Source organism: Microbacterium esteraromaticum, from assembly GCF_014084045.1.
GTDB classification, from domain to species: Bacteria; Actinomycetota; Actinomycetes; order Actinomycetales; family Microbacteriaceae; genus Microbacterium; species Microbacterium esteraromaticum_D.
Genome location: NZ_CP043732.1, coordinates 2,822,718 through 2,841,095 on the forward strand (window position 1 = coordinate 2,822,718; position 18,378 = coordinate 2,841,095).

Annotated in this window: 11 protein-coding genes; 6 read left to right on the forward strand and 5 right to left on the reverse strand. The window is 68.9% G+C overall.

The features are described from left to right. Positions 1 to 15: 15 nt before the first annotated feature. Genes glgB through glgX form a run of 3 tightly spaced genes read right to left on the reverse strand, consistent with a single transcriptional unit; the run spans position 16 to position 6,405 of the window. Positions 16 to 2,223 carry a 1,4-alpha-glucan branching protein GlgB gene (gene glgB, locus FVO59_RS13550; RefSeq protein WP_182253104.1) on the reverse strand — a complete coding sequence of 736 codons (2,208 nt, stop codon included), beginning with the start codon at positions 2,221 to 2,223 and terminating at the stop codon, positions 16 to 18. After that, positions 2,220 to 4,304 carry an alpha-1,4-glucan--maltose-1-phosphate maltosyltransferase gene (locus tag FVO59_RS13555; protein ID WP_259363248.1) on the reverse strand — a complete coding sequence of 695 codons (2,085 nt, stop codon included), beginning with the start codon at positions 4,302 to 4,304 and terminating at the stop codon, positions 2,220 to 2,222. Before FVO59_RS13555 ends, glgB begins: the two co-directional genes overlap by 4 nt. 31 nt (positions 4,305 to 4,335) lie before the next feature. Next, complete coding sequence (gene glgX / locus FVO59_RS13560) at positions 4,336 to 6,405, reverse strand: glycogen debranching protein GlgX (RefSeq protein ID WP_182253106.1); 2,070 nt, start codon at positions 6,403 to 6,405, stop codon at positions 4,336 to 4,338. Between the two features lie 99 nt (positions 6,406 to 6,504). Here glgX and FVO59_RS13565 point away from each other — a divergent pair, with 99 nt between their 5' ends. The 3 genes from FVO59_RS13565 to ligA all read left to right on the forward strand — a co-directional run bounded on the left by FVO59_RS13565 (position 6,505) and on the right by ligA (position 11,273). Continuing rightward, positions 6,505 to 7,659: a cysteine desulfurase family protein gene (locus tag FVO59_RS13565; protein WP_182253107.1), complete on the forward strand. Its 1,155-nt coding sequence runs from the start codon at positions 6,505 to 6,507 to the stop codon at positions 7,657 to 7,659. Positions 7,660 to 7,697: 38 nt separating this feature from the next. Next, positions 7,698 to 8,795: a tRNA 2-thiouridine(34) synthase MnmA gene (gene mnmA, locus FVO59_RS13570; RefSeq protein WP_182253108.1), complete on the forward strand. Its 1,098-nt coding sequence runs from the start codon at positions 7,698 to 7,700 to the stop codon at positions 8,793 to 8,795. 159 nt (positions 8,796 to 8,954) lie between these two features. Beyond that, entirely contained in the window at positions 8,955 to 11,273 is a 2,319-nt protein-coding gene (ligA, locus tag FVO59_RS13575) for an NAD-dependent DNA ligase LigA (protein ID WP_182253109.1), read from the forward strand. Between the two features lie 69 nt (positions 11,274 to 11,342). Here the strand turns inward: ligA and FVO59_RS13580 are convergent, their stop codons facing one another. Together FVO59_RS13580 and FVO59_RS13585 are read right to left on the reverse strand one after the other, a co-directional pair. After that, positions 11,343 to 13,181 (reverse strand): DEAD/DEAH box helicase, encoded by a 1,839-nt coding sequence (locus FVO59_RS13580; RefSeq protein WP_430736304.1) that lies wholly within the window; start codon positions 13,179 to 13,181, stop codon positions 11,343 to 11,345. A 41-nt stretch (positions 13,182 to 13,222) separates the two neighbouring features. Next, positions 13,223 to 14,923: a long-chain-fatty-acid--CoA ligase gene (locus tag FVO59_RS13585; RefSeq protein WP_182253110.1), complete on the reverse strand. Its 1,701-nt coding sequence runs from the start codon at positions 14,921 to 14,923 to the stop codon at positions 13,223 to 13,225. A 48-nt stretch (positions 14,924 to 14,971) separates the two neighbouring features. On the opposite strand from FVO59_RS13585, the gene gatC reads away from it, so the two are divergent. Genes gatC through gatB form a run of 3 tightly spaced genes read left to right on the forward strand, consistent with a single transcriptional unit; the run spans position 14,972 to position 18,299 of the window. Then, on the forward strand, positions 14,972 to 15,271 hold the full coding sequence (gene gatC, locus FVO59_RS13590) for an Asp-tRNA(Asn)/Glu-tRNA(Gln) amidotransferase subunit GatC (protein WP_182253111.1): 300 nt from the start codon (positions 14,972 to 14,974) through the stop codon (positions 15,269 to 15,271). Continuing rightward, entirely contained in the window at positions 15,268 to 16,785 is a 1,518-nt protein-coding gene (gatA, locus tag FVO59_RS13595; RefSeq protein WP_182253112.1) for an Asp-tRNA(Asn)/Glu-tRNA(Gln) amidotransferase subunit GatA, read from the forward strand. Before gatC ends, gatA begins: the two co-directional genes overlap by 4 nt. Then, positions 16,785 to 18,299, forward strand: a complete 1,515-nt coding sequence (gene gatB, locus FVO59_RS13600; RefSeq protein WP_182253113.1) for an Asp-tRNA(Asn)/Glu-tRNA(Gln) amidotransferase subunit GatB — start codon at positions 16,785 to 16,787, stop codon at positions 18,297 to 18,299. Before gatA ends, gatB begins: the two co-directional genes overlap by 1 nt. Positions 18,300 to 18,378: the final 79 nt, after the last annotated feature.

Genomic DNA, 18,378 nt, shown 5'->3' on the forward strand with positions numbered 1-18,378 from the left:
CCGGGCGCTCGTCTTTCACCACTGACTCGGCGTCGGAAGATGCGGATCGGGCTGGTGCCGGAACCACAGCGTCGAGAGCGCGGGAAGCGTGACCGTTGCGATCGCAGGTGCGTCCTCGTCGTCCCTGTGCGCGCTGATCATGCCCAGGTTGCCCGTGTCGTGGCCGCCGAAGGCTGCGGCATCCGTGTTCAGGATCTCCTGCCATGCCCCCTCGACCGGGAGGGCGAGTCGGTAGCCGGTGCGGGTCACCCCTGCGAAGTTCGAGATGACGACCAGACGGCCGCTGTGGGCATCCCGCCGCTCGAACGCGATCACACTCGGGTCCCAGCTCGGTGCTCCGAGGCGAGAGAACGAGCTTCCGTCGTTGTCCCGCTCCCAGAGCGGCGACTGGGATCGGTAGACGGAGTTGAGCGAGCCGACCAGGCTCTGCAGCTGCGCGTGCGACGGCTGATCCAGCAGCCACCAGTCGAGTTCCCGGTCGACCGACCACTCGCCGATCTGCCCGAACTCCTGGCCCATGAACAACAGCTTCTTGCCCGGATGACCCCACATGAACCCGAGATACGCTCGCAGGTTCGCGAGCTTGTGCGCGTGATCGCCCGGCATCCGCGAGATGAGACTGCCCTTGCCATGCACGACCTCGTCGTGGCTGATCGGCAGCATGTAGTTCTCACCGAACGCGTAGACGAACGAGAAGGTCATCTCGCCCTCGTGGTGCGAACGGTGCAGCGGGTCTCGCTTCATGTACTCGAGCGAGTCGTTCATCCAGCCCATGTTCCACTTGAACCCGAAGCCCAGGCCGGCATGGTCGGTGGGTGCAGTCACCCCGGGGAAGGCGGTGGACTCCTCTGCGATCATGACGATGCCCTTGTGCTGGCGGTATGCGGTCGCGTTCACCTCCTGCAGAAAGCGGATCGCTTCGAGGTTCTCACGACCGCCGTGGATGTTCGGCTCCCATTCGCCGGCCTTGCGCGAGTAGTCGAGATAGAGCATCGAGGCCACGGCGTCGACCCGCAGGCCGTCGACGTGGAACTCGCTCAGCCAGAAGAGGGCGTTCGCGACGAGGAAGTTGCGCACCTCATTGCGGCCGTAGTCGAAGACGAGGGTGCCCCAGTCCTGGTGCTCGCCGCGTCGGGGGTCGCTGTGCTCGTACAGTGCGGTGCCGTCGAAACGGGCCAGCGCGAAGTCGTCCTTGGGGAAGTGTCCTGGTACCCAGTCCATGATCACGCCGATGCCCGCCTGATGCAGTCGGTCGATGAGGTATCGCAGGTCGTCCGGCGAGCCGAACCGGCTCGTGGCCGCGTAGTAGCCGCTGACCTGATACCCCCACGAGCCGCCGAACGGGTGCTCTGCGAGGGGCATGAACTCCACGTGCGTGAAGCCGGTCGCCTGCACGTGCGCGATCAGCGGGTCGGCTGCATCCCGGTAGGTGAGCCCGCCTCGCCAGGAACCAAGATGCACTTCGTACACCGACATCGGCTGCGCGACGGCATGCGTCGCAGCCCGCCGGGTCAGCCAGGCGCCGTCATTCCAGCGATACGCGCTGAGGGTGACGACCGACGCCGTCGCCGGCGGCAGCTCGGACTCCTGCGCCATGGGGTCGGCCTTCAGCCGCCACCGCCCGTCGACGTCGAGGATCTCGTACTTGTAGCGCGCGCCGACCTGGACATCGGGTACGAACAGCTCCCAGACCCCGCTCGCCCCCATCGATCGCATCGCGTGACCTTCGCCGTTCCACGCGTTGAAGTCGCCGACCACCCTCACGGCGGAGGCGTTCGGGGCCCACACCGCGAAATCGACGCCCTGCTCGCCGTCCAGCGCGCGCGGGTGCGACCCGAGCACCTCCCAGAGGCGCTCGTGGCGGCCCTCGCCGATGAGATGGATGTCGAGATCGCCCAGCGCGCTGAGGTGACGGTAGGGATCACCTGCCACGTTCTCCTCGCCCCCCTCGTACGTGGTCGCGATCCGATAGGTCACGGGCGGTCCACTGTGGCCGCCCTCCCAGATGCCGTGCGCGACGTGCGCGAGATCGAGCCTCGACCCGTCGTCGAAGACCGCCTGCACGGTCTCGGCCAGGGGGCGCCTGGCTCGGATGGTGGTGCTGGTGCGACCGACCGAGTCGGTTCGCGGATGCGCGCCGAGAACCGCATGAGGATCGTGATGGGTGGCCTGCGCCACCGCGACCCACTCCGCCGACGCCGCGACGTCCTCGAGATAGCTCATGATCGCTCCTTCACCTTCAGGATGTGCACCGGCTCGGCGAACGCGTCGAGGCGCACGTAGTTGTGGTCGGTCCAGGTCCATACCGCCCCGGTGAGCAGATCCTCGACCTCGAACGCCTCGCCCGGCTCGACACCCCAGATGGTGGTGTCGAGGTGCACCGTCGTCTCGCGCACCGAGTGCGGATCGACGTTCGCGACCACGATGACGGTGTCGTCGCGTCCGGTTCCGGTGAACGCGGCATCCAGATGCTTCGAGTAGACCAGCACGGCGTCGTCGTCGCTCCAGTGCGCCGAGAAGTTGCGCAGCTGACCGAGCGCGGGGTGCGCGCGGCGGATCTCGTTCAACCGGCGCAGGAGCGGTGCGAGGGATTCGCCGCGCTCCTCGGCGCCTTCCCAGTCGCGGAACTTGTACTCGTACTTCTCGTTGTCGATGTTCTCCTCGGATCCGGGTCGGGCGACGTTCTCGATCAGCTCATACCCGGCGTACACGCCCCAGACCGGAGCGGCGGTCGCGGCGATGCAGGCGCGGATGCGGTACGCCGCGCGACCGCCGTACTGCAGGTACTCGGTGAGGATGTCGTGCGTGTTCACGAACACGTTCGGCCGCATGTAGTCACTGGTCTCCTGCGAGACCGACGTGAGGAACTCCTCCAGCTCGGCCTTGGTGTTGCGCCAGGTGAAGTATGAATAGCTCTGCTGGAACCCCACGGCGGCCAGTGCGCGCATCACCGCGGGGCGGGTGAACGCCTCCGCGAGGAAGATCACGCCGGGATCCTCGGCGTTCACCTCGGTGATCAGCCATTCCCAGAACTGCAGCGGCTTGGTGTGCGGATTGTCGACTCGGAAGATCCTCACCCCCAGCCCCACCCAGTGCTTGACGACTCGGAGCATCTCGGCGTAGCTGCCGGCGGGGTCGTTGTCGAAGTTGATCGGGTAGATGTCCTGATACTTCTTCGGCGGATTCTCGGCGTAGGCGATCGTGCCGTCGGGCAGCGTGGTGAACCACTCGGGATGCTCGCTCACCCAGGGGTGGTCCGGCGACGCCTGCAGCGCGAGATCGAGCGCGATTTCGAGGCCTTCCTTCGCGGCGGCACGGATGAACGCCCGAAGGTCCTTCTCGGTGCCGAGCTCGGGATGGATGGCATCGTGACCGCCGTCGGCGGAGCCGATCGCGTACGGCGAACCGGGGTCGCCCGGCTCGGTCGTCAGTGTGTTGTTGCGCCCCTTGCGGTTGGTCTCGCCGATCGGGTGGATCGGTACGAGGTAGACGACGTCGAAGCCCATGCCGGCGACCCCGGGAAGCCGCTTCGCCGCAGTGCGGAACGTTCCGCTCTTCACGGAGCCGTCCTTGCGGCGGACCGCACCCTCGGAGCGGGGGAAGAACTCATACCAGGCGCCGACTCCGGCCAGCCTCCGCTCGACGCGCAGCGGCAGCCACTCGGTGACCGATCCGAGCGAGGCGAGCGGGCGTGCGGCGAACGCCGCCGTCAGCGCGGTGTCGACAGCCACCGCACGTAGTGCATCGGCATCAGCCGTCTTCTGCGCCTTCCTGAGCGTCGTCGCGGCGGTCCTGAGCATCCGCATCTCGCCCGACGGGCGATCCTGCTCCTTCCCGGCAGCCGCGAGCAGCTGCACGCCGAGTGCGCACATCACCGCCACGTCGACCCCGGCCGCGGCCTTGACGTCGGCGGCATGCGCCCAGGTGGCGTAATCGTCGGAGAAGCCCTCGAAGCGGTAGCGCCAGTCGCCACTCGTGTCGATCGCGACCGTCGTTCGCCAGCGGTCGGTGCCGTCGGCGAGCGGGCGCATTCTGTGCAGCGACTCGGTTCCGTCGGGGGAGGACAGGCGCAGGTGCACGCCGATCAGATCGTGGCCCTCGCGGAACGAGACCACGTCGAACGGCACCGCCTCTCCGGCGAAGGCCTTGGCGGGGAAGCCCTGGGGGACGTGCGGTGTGGGGGAGAAGAGCGGTATCCGCCCGGTTCTCAGCCCTTCGGGTGCTGTGGTCTCGGCGGCGGGGCGCAGAGGGATCTGTGCGGGGCTTCTCAGGCCCGCAGATTCAGGTGCTGTCTGTGCTGCCACACCTTGAATGTACCGCTCCTGGCAGTGCGCGTCACTCCACCCGGAAGAGCTGCATCGAGGTGCCTGTGATGGGCAGCACATCGCCCGGAAGATACCGTCTGCGCTCGCTGGGAGGGGCCTCGTCCGCACTCGACCAGAGGGACACGAAGGCGGTCGCGCCGTCGAGATCGTCGGGCAGCCGGACGTCGATCGGGGCCTCCGTGCCGTGCACGATCAGGAGGATGCGATTGCTCTCCCCATCATGAGGGTCGCTGGTCGCGACATACTGCAGCGTGCGGTTGCGGGGGTCGTTCCACTGCTCGACCTCCATGGTCTCGCCGTTCTGGTCGAACCACTCCATCTCGGACGCCTCGGGCACGTGCTCGCCGAGCACCGCGTAGCGTGCCGGTCGCAATGCGCGGTTCTCGGCGCGGAGACGCGTGAGCAGGGTGACGTGTGCGAGCAGATCCTTCTGCCACGGCTCGTGCGCCCAGTTCAGCCAGGTCAGCGGGGAGTCGTGACAGTAGGCGTTGTTGTTGCCCTTCTGCGTGCGTCCGAACTCATCGCCCGCGGTGATCATGGGGATCCCGGCAGAAAGCAGCAGAGTGCCCATGAGGTTGCGCATCGCCTTGCGGCGCGCCGCGGTGATCGCGGGGTTGTCGGTCTCGCCCTCGACGCCGTGGTTGAACGAGCGGTTCACATCGGCGCCGTCGCGGTTCTGCTCGCCGTTGGCCTCGTTGTGCTTCACGTCGTAGGTCACCAGGTCATGCAGTGTGAAGCCGTCGTGCGCGGTGACGAAGTTGACGCTGGCCAGCGGCCCGCGCTCCTGCGAGTAGGTGTTCGCCGATCCGGCGAGACGGTTCGCGAAGCCGCCGATCCCGACGGGGGCCGATGCCCGGCGCGCGTAGTCGATGTCGCTGAGCCAGAAGTTGCGCGCTCGATCGCGGTACCGGTCGTTCCACTCGCTCCAGCCGGCGGGGAAGTTGCCCGTCTGCCAGCCGCCGAGACCGACGTCCCACGGCTCGGCGATGATCTTCACGTCCTGGAGTGCCGGATCCTCGGCGATCGCCCGCAGCAGCGGATGCTCGGTGTCGTACTCGTGGCCGCTGTTGCGCGCCAGCGCGGTTGCGAGGTCGAACCGGAACCCGTCGACCTGCATCTCGGTCGCCCAGTATCGCAGCGAGTCCAGCACGAGCCGGGCCGGCGCGTCCGCGGAGGTGTTGAGCGTGTTGCCGCAGCCGGTCGTGTCGACGTAGGCGCCGTCCGCGAGCTGGCGGTAGTAGAGCGCGTTGTCGATGCCGCGGAAGCTCGAGCGGGGGCCGCCGATGCCCTCTTCGCTGGTGTGGTTGTACACGACGTCGAGGATGACCTCGATCCCGGCCTGGTGCAGCAGCTTGACCATGCCCTTGAACTCGGCGAGGACGGCCTCCGGACCGGCGCGGCGCGCCGATTCGCTCGCATAGGCGGTGTGCGGGGTGAAGAAGTTGAGGGTGTTGTAGCCCCAGTAGTTGGTGAGCCCGCGCTCGAGGAGCCTCGGCTCCGACACGAAGGCCTGCACGGGCAGCAGCTCGACAGCGGTCACCCCGAGCTCTCTCAGGTAGTCGGTCATGGCCGGGTGGGCGAGCCCGGCGTACGTGCCGTGCAGGGCGGCCGGGACGCCCGGATGTCTCTTCGTGAGCCCTTTGATGTGGCCCTCGTAGATGACGGTCTCGTCCATCGGCACGGCGGGCTTGCCGACGTCGCCCCAGTCGAAGCCGTCGGCGATGACGACGGAGCGCCACTCCTCGTATCCGTCACCCTGCGCGAGGCCGCGCGCGTACGGGTCGAGCAGCAGCATCTCGGGGTTGAAGATGTTGCCTGGGCCGTGCGGCCCGTCCACGCGCAGGGCGTAGCGGGTTCCCGCCTGCAGCAGATCCGTCGTGATCTGCCAGATGCCGCCGGTCTGCCGTTCGAGAGGCAGCGTCGCGGTCTCCCAGTCGAGGTCGTCCTCGTCGAAGACGACGAGCTCGACGGATGACGCGTTCTGCGACCAGACGCGCAGGGTGCCGACGCCGTCGTGCAGGCGCACGCCGAGGTCGTTGAGGGTGTCGCCGCCGAGCGGCGGCAAGGGCAGAGCGGGCATGGGGAACAGCCTAAACGGGGACGCCGGTGCGCGGTGAATCTGCGTCCCGTCCTTCATGGCTCCCAGTCCCGCGTGCGCGGACGGTGGGAGGATTGACGGATGCGGCACTATCTCGACCACGCGGCCACCACGCCGTTGCGCCCCGGCGCCCGTGCGGCCTGGCTCGCCGCATCCGAGAGCGTCGGCAACGCCTCGTCCACGCATGGGGCTGGCCAGGACGCCCGTCGCCTGCTCGAGGACTCGCGCGACCGGGTCGCCGCGGTGCTCGGCTGCGAGGCGATCGAGGTTGTCTTCACCTCAGGGGGCACGGAGTCGATCAACACGGCGCTGCGGGGTCTGTGGACGGCACGCCGCTCCGGTACCGAGGCGATCGTGCTCCCGGATGCCGAGCATCACGCCACGATCGACACGGTGGCCGCTCTCGAGCGCGAGGGGGCGGAGGTCCGCTCGGTCGGCGTCGACGATGTCGGCCGCATCGATGCGGCGGCCTTCGGCGCGGCTCTGGAGGGCGCGGCGTTGGCGACGGCGCTCGTCGCGAACAACGAGGTCGGGACCGTGAACGATGCGACAGCGCTGAGCGCCGCGGCGGCATCGGCGGCGGTGCCGCTGCACCTCGATGCGGTCGCGGCCTGCGGGCACCTTCCGCTCGCGTTCCGGGAGCTGCGAGGGGAGGCGCCACAGGGGGCGGGGCTGGTCGCGATGAGCATCGCGGGTCACAAGATCGGCGCGCCGGTGGGGACGGGCGCACTCGTGGTCGCGCGCAGCGCTCTGATGGCCCCGCTCCTGCGTGGCGGGATGCAGCAGCGCGGCCTGCGCGCCGGCACCCAGGACGTGGCCGGTGCGGCAGCCCTCGCGTGCGCTCTGGCGGAGACGGCTGCCGAGCGAGAGAATGAGGGCATCCGGCTCGCAGCCCTCCGCGACAGGCTCGTCGCGGGGATCATGCGGTCCGTCCCGTCCGCCATCCTGCTCGGCGACCCGGACGATCGTCTGCCGGGCAACGCCCACATCGTATTCCCCGGCGCGGTAGGGGAGAGCCTGCTCTTCCTGCTCGACATGGCCGGCATCTCGGCATCCACCGGCTCGGCGTGCCAGGCCGGCGTCGCCGAGCCGTCGCACGTCGTGCTGGCGATGGGGCGAAGCGAGCAGGACGCGCGCAGCGTGCTTCGGTTCACACTGGGGGCGTCATCGACCGAGGATGACGTCGACGCCGTCGTCGCGGCGATGTCGGATGCCGTCGCACGCGCGCGACGCTGACGGGGCCCGCTCAGGCGGTCGCTCGTAGAATGGAGCCCATGCGAGTTCTTGCGGCGATGAGCGGCGGTGTCGACTCGGCGGTTGCGGCGGCTCGCGCGGTCGACGCCGGGCACGACGTCGTCGGCGTGCACCTCGCGCTCTCCAGAGCCGGCGGGACGCTCCGCACCGGAAGCCGGGGATGCTGCACGATCGAGGACGCGATGGACGCCAGGCGCGTGGCCGACCTGCTGGGCATCCCGTTCTACGTCTGGGACTTCTCGGAGCGCTTCCGCGACGATGTCATCGACGACTTCATCTCCGAGTACAAGGCGGGGCGCACCCCGAACCCCTGCCTGCGCTGCAACGAGAAGATCAAGTTCGCCGCCCTCCTCGAGCGTGCGATCGAGCTCGGGTTCGACGCGGTCTGCACCGGGCACTACGCGACCCTCGTGGACGGCGAAGGGGGGCTCGAACTGCATCGCGCCTCCGACTCGGCCAAAGACCAGTCCTACGTGCTCGGCGTGCTCGATGCCCAGCAGCTCGCCCACACCTACTTCCCGCTCGGTGACACGCCCTCCAAGGCGCTGGTGCGCGCCGAGGCCGCCGAGCGCGGCATCACCGTCGCGCAGAAGCCCGACAGCCACGACATCTGCTTCATCCCGGATGGCGACACGCGCGGCTGGCTCGCCGAGAAGGTCGGCACGGCGACGGGCGACATCGTCGACCGCAACGGCGATGTGATCGGCACGCACGACGGCGCGCACTCGTTCACGGTGGGGCAGCGCAGAGGTCTGCGCCTCGGCGTCCCGGCCTCCGACGGCAAGCCGCGCTTCGTGCTCGAGGTGCGCCCGATCACGAACACGGTCGTCGTCGGTCCCAAGGAGGCGCTCGCGATCGCCGAGATCTCGGGGGAGCGCTTCTCGTGGGCGGGCGCGGCGCCGGAGGCATCCGACTTCTCATGCGAGGTGCAGATCCGCGCCCACGCCGAACCCGTGCCGGCCCATGCGCACGTGACGGACGCAGGAGTGCGCGTCGTTCCTGAGGTGCCGCTCGACGGCGTGGCTCCCGGGCAGAGCGCGGTCATCTACGTCGGCAGCCGCGTGCTCGGACAGTTCACGATCGACACCACGGTGTCGGCCGTTCCGATCGGCGCCTGAGGCAGCGCCACGTCCGCACGCTTCGCGCGGGTGTGTTCGGGCTGAGGGTCCGCGGCACGTGCACTTCTCCGAGCCCGCACGGCCAGTCAGGTCGCCCGTGCCCGCGTCGGATGCGCACACGTGCCGCAGGATGTCGGCGCCCGCTCGTAGACTCGGAGGGTGCCCGAGAACATCTCGCTGACAGACGCCCGCGCTGAAGCCGAAGAGCTGACGACCCGCATCCTCGAGGCGAAGGACGCGTACTACGGGCGCGACACGTCGATCGTCGACGATGCCACCTACGACGGCTGGATGCGCCGACTCGAGGAGCTCGAACGGCTGCATCCCGAGCTGCAGGGGCAGGACTCGCCGACGCAGATGGTCGGCGCGGCAGAGGCGACGGGCTTGGCGACGATCGAGCACGCAGAGCGGATGCTCAGCCTCGACAACGTGTTCTCCACAGACGAGCTGCGCGAATGGGCGGCCAAGACCGAGGCCGCATCGGGTCGCGATGTCGCCTGGCTCACCGAGCTGAAGATCGACGGGCTGGCGATCAACCTGCGGTATGAGAACGGCGTGCTCACCTCAGCCGCGACGCGCGGCGACGGCCGCGTCGGCGAGATCGTGACCGAGAACGCGCTGCGTCTCGCCGACATCCCCGAGCGGCTGAGCGGCGAGGGGCACCCGGAGATCGTCGAGGTCCGAGGCGAGGTGTTCATCCCCGTGGCCGCGTTCGAGCGGCTCAACGCCGCTCAGGCGTCGTTCCGTGATCGCGTATACGCGGAGGCTCGTGATCGCTGGGAGGCGCGGGGCGGCGCGAAGAAGTCGTTCGACGATGAGAAGGCGCGCACCGCCGCCGCGCGACGATTCCCCGCGTTCGCGAATCCGCGCAACGCCGCCAGCGGCGGCCTGCGTCAGCAGATCGACAAGAAGACCGGCCTCGAGCGCGAAGCGGGTCTGCTGCGCATCGACTCGCTGTCCCTCTACGTGCACGGTATCGGCGCGTGGACGAACCCTCCTGTCGCCGCGCAGAGCGAGGTGTACGAGCTGCTGGCGCAATGGGGCCTTCCGACCAGCCCGCACACGAAGGTGTGCCGCAGCATCGACGAGGTCGAGGGCTTCGTCGCATACTTCGGTGAGCATCGGCACGACGTCGAGCACGAACTCGACGGCATCGTCGTCAAGGTCGACGAGCTCGCGCTGCACGACGAGCTCGGCACCACGAGCCGGGCTCCGCGCTGGGCCATCGCCTACAAGTACCCGCCCGAGGAGGTGCAGACCAGGCTGCTCGACATCGTCGTGTCGGTGGGGCGCACAGGCAGAGCGACCCCGTTCGCCGTGATGGAGCCCGCGCACGTCGCCGGCTCGGTGGTGCGGCAGGCGACCCTGCACAACAAGGACGTCGTCAAGGCGAAGGGGGTGCTTATCGGCGACACCGTCGTGCTCCGCAAGGCCGGCGACGTGATCCCGGAGGTTCTGGGGCCGGTCTCCGAGAAGCGCGACGGCACCGAACGCGAGTTCGTCATGCCGGAGCGATGCCCCGAGTGCGATACGCCGCTGCGGCCCATGAAGGAGGGCGACATCGACCTGCGCTGTCCGAACGCCCGATCATGCCCCGCGCAGGTGCGTGGCCGCGTCGAGCACATCGGATCCCGTGGCGCGCTCGACATCGAGGCGCTGGGAGAGGTGACCGCAGCGGCGCTCACGCAGCCGAGCCACCCTTCCGTCCCGCCGCTCGAGACCGAGGCCGGGCTGTTCGATCTCACACTCGAGCAGATCGTGCCGATCGAGGTCGTCGTCCGGGACTCCGAGACAGGGCTGCCGAAGGAGGACGATGACGGCATCGTCAAGACCCGGTCGCCGTTCCGTCGCAACCCGAGCGCCGCGGAGAAGAAGCAGGGGCTGGACGGTCCGCAGCCGTCGTCGCAGGCGGTGAAGCTCCTGGGCGAGCTCGAGAAGGCGAAGACGAAGGAGCTCTGGCGGCTGCTCGTATCGCTCAACATCCGCCACGTCGGACCTGTCGCGGCGCGCGCTCTCGCGCAGTGGTTCGGCTCGTTGGAGGCCATCCGCGCCGCCACCCGCGACGAGCTCGCCGCGGTCGAGGGCGTGGGCGGCATCATCGCCGACTCGCTGCTCAGCTGGTTCGAGGTCGACTGGCACCAGGACATCGTGCGGCAGTGGGCCGAGGCGGGGGTGCAATGGTCGACGCCGGGACACCCCGGCCCGGGAGCCGCCGTCGCCGCCGGGGGAGTGCTCGAGGGACTCACCGTCGTCGCGACCGGCAGCCTCGACGGCTACACCCGCGAGGGCGCGCAGGAGGCGATCATCAAGGCCGGCGGTAAAGCTGCCGCGTCGGTGTCGAAGAAGACCGACTTCGTCGCGGCCGGCCCTGGCGCGGGGTCGAAGCTCGCGAAGGCCGAGGCATTGGGCGTGCGCATCCTCGATGCCGCGCAGTTCCACATCCTCGTCACAGAGGGTCCGGCCGCCCTCGACGCGTGACCGCCTGCTGCAGTCGGGACCCGGTCATCCCGTCGACCGATGCGCGCGGGATGACCGGGTGAGGGTGCCTCAGCCCTTGTGACGAGGCTTGCGTGCCGGGCGGTCGTCGCGCGGGTAGCCGCCGCGGTCAGAGCGTGCGCCGCGATCGTCGCGCGAGTATCCTCGGCCACCGCGGTCGTCGCGGTCGCGCGGCGCACGACGGTTAGGCACTCCGCGGTCGGGGCGGATCTCGATGAGCTTCCCCGAGATGCGCGTGTCACGCAGCCTGTCGAGCACTGACGGGTCCATGTTCACCGGCAGCTCGACGATCGAGAAGTCGGGCTTGATCGAGATGGCGCCGAAGTCGTCGCGGCCCAGGCCGCCCTCGTTCGCGAGCGCCCCCACGATCTGACGGGGTTCGACGCGGTGACGACGGCCGACTTCGATGCGATAGGGCGCATAGTCGCCTCGTCCGCGGCGCTCACGCGAGCCGCGATCGGCGCGCTCGCGAGGCGGGCGGTTGTCGCGCTCGACCGCCCTCGAGAGCTCATCGTTCTCGGGGTCGAGCAGCAGGGGCGTCTCGCCCTGCGCGACCACGGCCAGTGCCGCGGCGACATCGGCCTCGGGCACGTCGTGGTTGCGCACGTAGTGGGCGATGATGTCGCGGAACGCCTCGATGCGACGCGTCTCTTCGAGCGCCGAGGTGATCGCGTCGTCGAATCGAGCGAGACGAGTGGTGTTGACATCCTCGGTGGTCGGCAGCTGCATCTGCGCCGGAACCTGGCGCGTCGCCTTCTCGATGTGCTTGAGCAGGTAGCGCTCACGCGGCGTTATGAAGCTGATCGCGTCGCCGGTGCGGCCGGCGCGGCCGGTGCGGCCGATGCGGTGCACGTACGACTCGGTGTCCGTGGGGATGTCGAAGTTGACGACGTGGCTTATGCGCTCGACGTCGAGACCGCGGGCCGCGACATCGGTGGCGACGAGGATGTCGAGCTTGCCGTCCTTGAGCTGGTTGACGGAGCGCTCTCGCTGCACCTGCGGCACGTCACCGTTGATCGCCGCGGCCGAGTAGCCGCGGGCGCGCAGCTTCTCCGCCAGCGTCTCGGTCTCGTTCTTCGTGCGGACGAAGATGATCATCCCGTCGAAGTTCTCGATCTCGAGGATGCGGGTCAGGGCATCCACCTTCTGGGCGTACGAGACGACGAGGTAGCGCTGGGTGATGTTCGTGTTCGTGGCGGTCTTCGACTTGACGGTGATCTCCTCGGGATCGCGCAGATACTGCTGCGCGAGCCGGCGGATGCTGGCCGGCATCGTCGCCGAGAACAGGGCGACCTGCTTCTCTTCCGGAGTCTGTGCGAGGATCTGCTCGACATCCTCCGCGAAGCCCATCTTCAGCATCTCGTCGGCCTCGTCGAGCACCAGGTACTTCAGGTCCGAGAGGTCGAGAGTGCCCTTGGCGAGGTGGTCCATGATGCGACCAGGGGTGCCCACGACCACGTCGACGCCCCGGCGCAGGGCCGAGAGCTGCACGCCATAGCCCTGGCCGCCGTAGACGGGCAGCACGTGCACGCCCTTCATCTTCGTCGAGTACGCCTCGAACGCCTCGCACACCTGCAGCGCGAGCTCACGCGTGGGAGCGAGCACGAGCGCCTGCGGTGTCTTCTGTCCCGGCTCGAGCCGCTCGAGAACCGGCAGCGCGAAAGCCGCGGTCTTGCCCGTGCCGGTCTGCGCCATGCCGACCACGTCGCGGCCCTGCAGCAGAGTGGGAATGGTCGCCGCCTGGATGGGCGATGGCGTCTCGTACCCGAGGTCCTTGATCGCCTTCAGCAGCGAGCCGGTGATACCCAGCTCCTCGAATCCGGGAGTGGTCGCTCGCTCCTCCGCGATCTCGGGTGCGTCGGGGGCGGGGGCGATGTCGTCGGCAGTCACCTGACAACGATAGTGGGTGAGGATGTGAGAGTGCTGGCCGGTCAGCTGCCCGAGGTGAGCGCCAGCAGGCGCTCCTTCACCTGTCGCCGCAGCACCTTGCCGATCAGCGACTTCGGGAGCTCGTCGACGATGAAGAGCCGCCGTGGCACCTTGTACGGTGTCAGGATGCCGCGGGCGAACTCGCGGATCGCCTCGATGTCGACATCCTTGCCGTTCTCGACGACGATCGCGGCGACGACCTCCTCACCGGAGTGGTCGCTGGGCAGCCCGACGACGGCCGCATCCACGACATCCGGATGCTGGCGAAGGGCCCCCTCGACCTCGGTCGGAGCCACGTTGAAGCCCCCGGTGATGATGAGCTCCTTGATTCGGTCCACGATGCGCACGAAGCCGGCCTCGTCGATGGTGACGATGTCGCCGGTGCGGAACCAGCCGTCGACGAACACCGCCTCGGTCTCCTCCGGCTTGCCGTAGTAGCCCGAGAAAACCTGCGGCCCTCGCACGATCAGCTCGCCCGCGGATCCGGCCGGGACGTCGATTGTCGGGTTCTCCGGATCGACCACGCGGCACTCCGTGCCGGGCAGAGGCAAGCCGACAGTGCCCGCGACGCGGTTGTCAGCCACCGGATTCGCCATCAGCACGGGGGAGCACTCGCTCAGGCCGTACCCCTCGACGAGGAATCCGCCGGACGCCTTCTCGAACGGCACCACCAGCTCATGCGCGAGCGCCATGGCGCCCGAGATCGCCACCTCGGTGCCCGCGAGGGAGATGCCCTTCTCCGCGGCGGCCGACAGCAGACGCTCGGCGATCGGCGGAACGAGCGGCAGGAAGGTCGCCGGATGCTTCTTCGTCACCTCGAGCACGAGGTCGGGATCGAACTTCGGGAACAGCACCAGCCTCGCGCCCATCGACATGGCGAATGTCAGGCACAGCGTGAGTCCGTATGCGTGGAACATCGGCAGCACGGCATAGACGACGCAGCCGTCGCCGCGTGTGATGGAGGGGACCCACGCCTGCGCCTGTGCGGCGTTGGCGAGCAGATTCCGATGCGTGAGCGACGCACCCTTCGGCGTGCCGGTCGTGCCGGACGTGTACTGGATGATCGCGAGGTCGTCGGTTCCCGGGCGCGGGTGCGACGAAGGCAGCGGCGTTGCCGACACCAGCGAGTCCCAGCTGATCGCGCCGCGCACCTTGGCGGTCAGCGCGGCGCGCGATTCACGAGCCTTGGTGATCGGCAGCTTCAGCAGCAGCTGGGTCATGAACGGCATCGACTTCGTCACATCCACCGAGACGAGACTCGACACGGCCAGGTCCGCCGGGAACGCCTGGACGGTCTCGACGACCTTGCTCCACACGATGGCGTGCTTGGCTCCGTGATCCTCGAACTGCTTGCGGAGCTCTCGCGGGGTGTAGAGGGGATTGTGCTCGACCACCACGGCGCCGAGGCGGAGCACGGCGTAGAAGGCGATGATGTGCTGCGGGCAGTTGGGCAGCACGATCGCGACCGGATCGCCCGGGCCGATGCCGAGGTCGCGGAGCCCCGAGGCGACTCGATCGATCGCGTCCTGCATCTCGCGATAGGTCGTCTCGCGCCCGAAGAACTGCAGAGCAGGGGCGTCCGGGTAGTCGCGCACCGACGCCTCGACGATGTCGATCAGCGAGCCGGTCACCTCGGGCAGATCCTGCGGAACCCCTTCGGCGTAGCTGGCGGTCCATGGGCGAGGAGGAACGAACTCGGTCACGCTTCCCAGCCTACGCGTCTGCGCGTCGCGCTCTCGTAGACTGATGTGGTGTCTGAAATCACCCCTGATCTTGTGCGCCATCTCGGCGTGCTCGCGCGCATCCAGCTCTCCGACGACGAGGTGACTCAGCTGACCGGTCAGCTCGACGCCATCGTCGACAACATCGCCAAGGTGTCAGAGGTGGCGACGCCCGACGTTGTCGCCACGAGCCACCCGATCGCGATGAGCAACGTCTACCGCCCCGACGAGGTCGGCCAGACCCTGACGCTCGAGCAGACCCTGCAGAACGCTCCGGATGCCGCCGATGGCCGCTTCCGCGTCACCGCCATCCTGGGAGAAGAGCAGTGAGCGACATCATCCGCCTTACCGCCGCCGAGCTCGGCGAGAAGATCGCAGCCGGTGAGATCTCCAGCGTCGAGGCGACGCAGGCTCACCTCGACCGCATCGCCCAGATCGACGGCGATGTGCACGCCTTCCTCCACGTGAACGAGCACGCCCTCGCCGCAGCCGCCGAGGTGGATGCACGACGTGCGTCCGGCGAGCAGCTCGGCCCGATCGCCGGGGTGCCGCTCGCGGTCAAGGACGTGCTGGTGACGACGGACATGCCCTCCACGAGCGGTTCGAAGATCCTCGAGGGGTACATGTCGCCCTTCGACGCCACCGTCGTGGCGCGCTCGCGCGCAGCCGGTCTGATCGCCCTGGGCAAGACCAACATGGACGAGTTCGCGATGGGGTCCTCCACCGAGCACTCGGCATACGGGCCGACGCGCAACCCGTGGGACCTCGACCGGATCCCCGGCGGATCGGGCGGCGGCTCGGCCGCGGCTGTCGCCGCCTTCGAGGCGCCGCTCGCCCTCGGCTCGGACACAGGCGGCTCGATCCGCCAGCCGGCGCACGTCACGGGGACGGTCGGCATCAAGCCCACCTACGGTGGTGTCAGCCGCTACGGCGCGATCGCTCTCGCATCCAGCCTCGACCAGGTCGGACCCGTCACCCGCACCGTGCTCGACGCCGGCCTGCTGCACGATGTGATCGGCGGCCATGACCCGAAGGACTCCACCTCGCTGCCGCAGGACTGGCCGTCGTTCGCCGCCGCCGCTCGCGAGGGAGCGACAGGCCAGGTGCTCAAGGGACTCAAGGTCGGCGTGATCAGGGAGCTGCCCGACTCCGGTTTCCAGGCCGGCGTCGCGGCCTCGTTCCGCGAGTCCCTCGCGCTGATGGAGGCGCAGGGCGCGGAGATCGTCGAGATCTCGGCACCGCACTTCGAGTACGGCGTCGCCGCCTACTACCTCATCCTCCCCGCCGAGGCATCCAGCAACCTCGCGAAGTTCGACTCGGTGCGGTTCGGTCTGCGTGTGACCCCCGAAGGCGGAGCGACCGTCGAGGACGTCATGTCGGCCACGCGCGAGGCGGGATTCGGCCCCGAGGTCAAGCGTCGCATCATCCTCGGAACCTATGCACTCTCCGCCGGGTACTACGACGCCTATTACGGCAGCGCGCAGAAGGTGCGCACGCTGATCCAGCGTGACTTCGACGAGGCGTTCGCGCAGGTCGACGTCATCGCCACGCCCTCGGCTCCGACGACGGCGTTCAGGATCGGCGAGAAGATCGACGACCCTCTGCAGATGTACCTCAACGACCTCACGACGATTCCCGCGAACCTCGCGGGCGTCCCCGGCATCTCGATCCCCTCCGGCCTCGCGTCCGAGGACGGGCTGCCCGTCGGCATCCAGTTCCTCGCGCCCGCTCACGAGGACGCCCGTCTCTATCGCGTCGGCGCGGCCCTCGAGGCCGTGCTGGTCGACTCATGGGGCGCGCCTCTGCTCGCCCGTGCTCCGCAGCTGCTGGGAGGAACCCGCTGATGGCCACCGCCAAGCTCATGGACTTCGACAAGGCCCTCGAACTGTTCGAGCCCGTGCTCGGCTTCGAGGTGCACGTCGAGCTGAACACGCGCACGAAGATGTTCTCCGACGCGCCGAACCCGGCGAATGACGAGTTCCACGGCGCCGAGCCGAACACCCTCATCGCCCCGGTCGACCTCGGTCTGCCCGGCTCGCTTCCCGTGGTCAACGAGACCGCGGTGCGCTCGTCCATCAGCCTCGGCCTCGCGCTCGGATGCTCGATCGCCGAGTCCAGCCGGTTCGCGCGGAAGAACTACTTCTATCCCGACCTCGGCAAGAACTACCAGATCTCGCAGTACGACGAGCCGATCGCGTTCGAGGGCTCCGTCGAGGTCGAGCTCGAGGACGGCACGCTCGTGACGATCCCGGTCGAGCGCGCTCACATGGAGGAGGACGCAGGCAAGCTCACGCACATGGGTGGGGCCACCGGGCGGATCCAGGGCGCTGAGTACTCGCTGGTCGACTACAACCGCGCGGGTGTGCCGCTCGTCGAGATCGTCACGAAGACGATCTTCGGCGCCGAGCACCGTGCTCCGGAGTATGCGAAGGCATACATCGCGGCGATCCGCGACATCGTGCGCGGCCTCGGCATCTCGGAAGCTCGTCTCGAGCGAGGCAACCTGCGCTGCGACGCGAACGTGTCGCTGCGACCTCGCGGCCAGGAGAAGCTTGGCACCCGCACCGAGACCAAGAACGTCAACTCGATGCGCTCGGTCGAGCGCGCAGTGCGCTACGAGATCCAGCGTCAGGCCGCGATCCTCGCAGACGGCGGCACCATCATCCAGGAGACGCGTCACTGGCACGAGGACACCGGCACGACCTCACCGGGCCGCCCGAAGTCCGACGCCGACGACTACCGCTACTTCCCGGAGCCCGATCTGCTGCCCGTGCAGCCGTCGCGTGAGCTCGTCGAAGAGCTTCGCGCCGCGCTGCCCGAGCAGCCCGTCGCCCGCCGCCGTCGTCTGAAGGCGGAGTGGGGCTTCACCGATCTGGAGTTCCAGGACGTGCGCAACGGCGGGCTGATCGACGTGGTCGAGGCGACGATCGCCGCAGGCGCCGCACCCGCAGCCGCGCGCAAGTGGTGGACGGGAGAGATCACCCGCATCGCGAATGCGCAGGAGCGCGAGGCCGCCGGTCTCGTCGCCCCGGAGGATGTGGCGGCTCTGCAGAAGCTGGTGGATGCCGGAACCCTGACCGACAAGCTCGCCAGGCAGGTGCTCGAGGGGGTCATCGCGGGAGAGGGATCTCCGCAGGAGGTCGTCGACTCCCGGGGCCTCGCCGTCGTGTCCGACGACGGAGCGCTCATCGCGGCCATCGACGAGGCGTTCGCCGCGCAGCCCGATGTGCTCGCGAAGATCAAGGACGGCAAGGTCCAGGCCGCCGGCGCGGTGATCGGCGCCGTCATGAAGGCCATGAAGGGCCAGGCAGATGCGGCTCGCGTCCGCGAGCTCATCCTCGAACGGGCGGCTCAGTAGTCGGTGAGACCACGATGGGCCGGGGAGCGAGCTTCCCGGCCCATCGCTCTGTCCCGCAGGGGGGGGGGGGGGGGGGGGC

Excerpts from the sequence above, each read along its gene's own strand:
- glgB (WP_182253104.1), bottom strand. The coding sequence starts at position 2,223 with ATGAGCTATCTCGAGGACGTCGCGGCGTCGGCGGAGTGGGTCGCGGTG.
- glgX (WP_182253106.1), bottom strand. The coding sequence starts at position 6,405 with ATGCCCGCTCTGCCCTTGCCGCCGCTCGGCGGCGACACCCTCAACGAC.
- FVO59_RS13565 (WP_182253107.1), top strand. The coding sequence starts at position 6,505 with ATGCGGCACTATCTCGACCACGCGGCCACCACGCCGTTGCGCCCCGGC.
- mnmA (WP_182253108.1), top strand. The coding sequence starts at position 7,698 with ATGCGAGTTCTTGCGGCGATGAGCGGCGGTGTCGACTCGGCGGTTGCG.
- gatB (WP_182253113.1), top strand. The coding sequence starts at position 16,785 with ATGGCCACCGCCAAGCTCATGGACTTCGACAAGGCCCTCGAACTGTTC.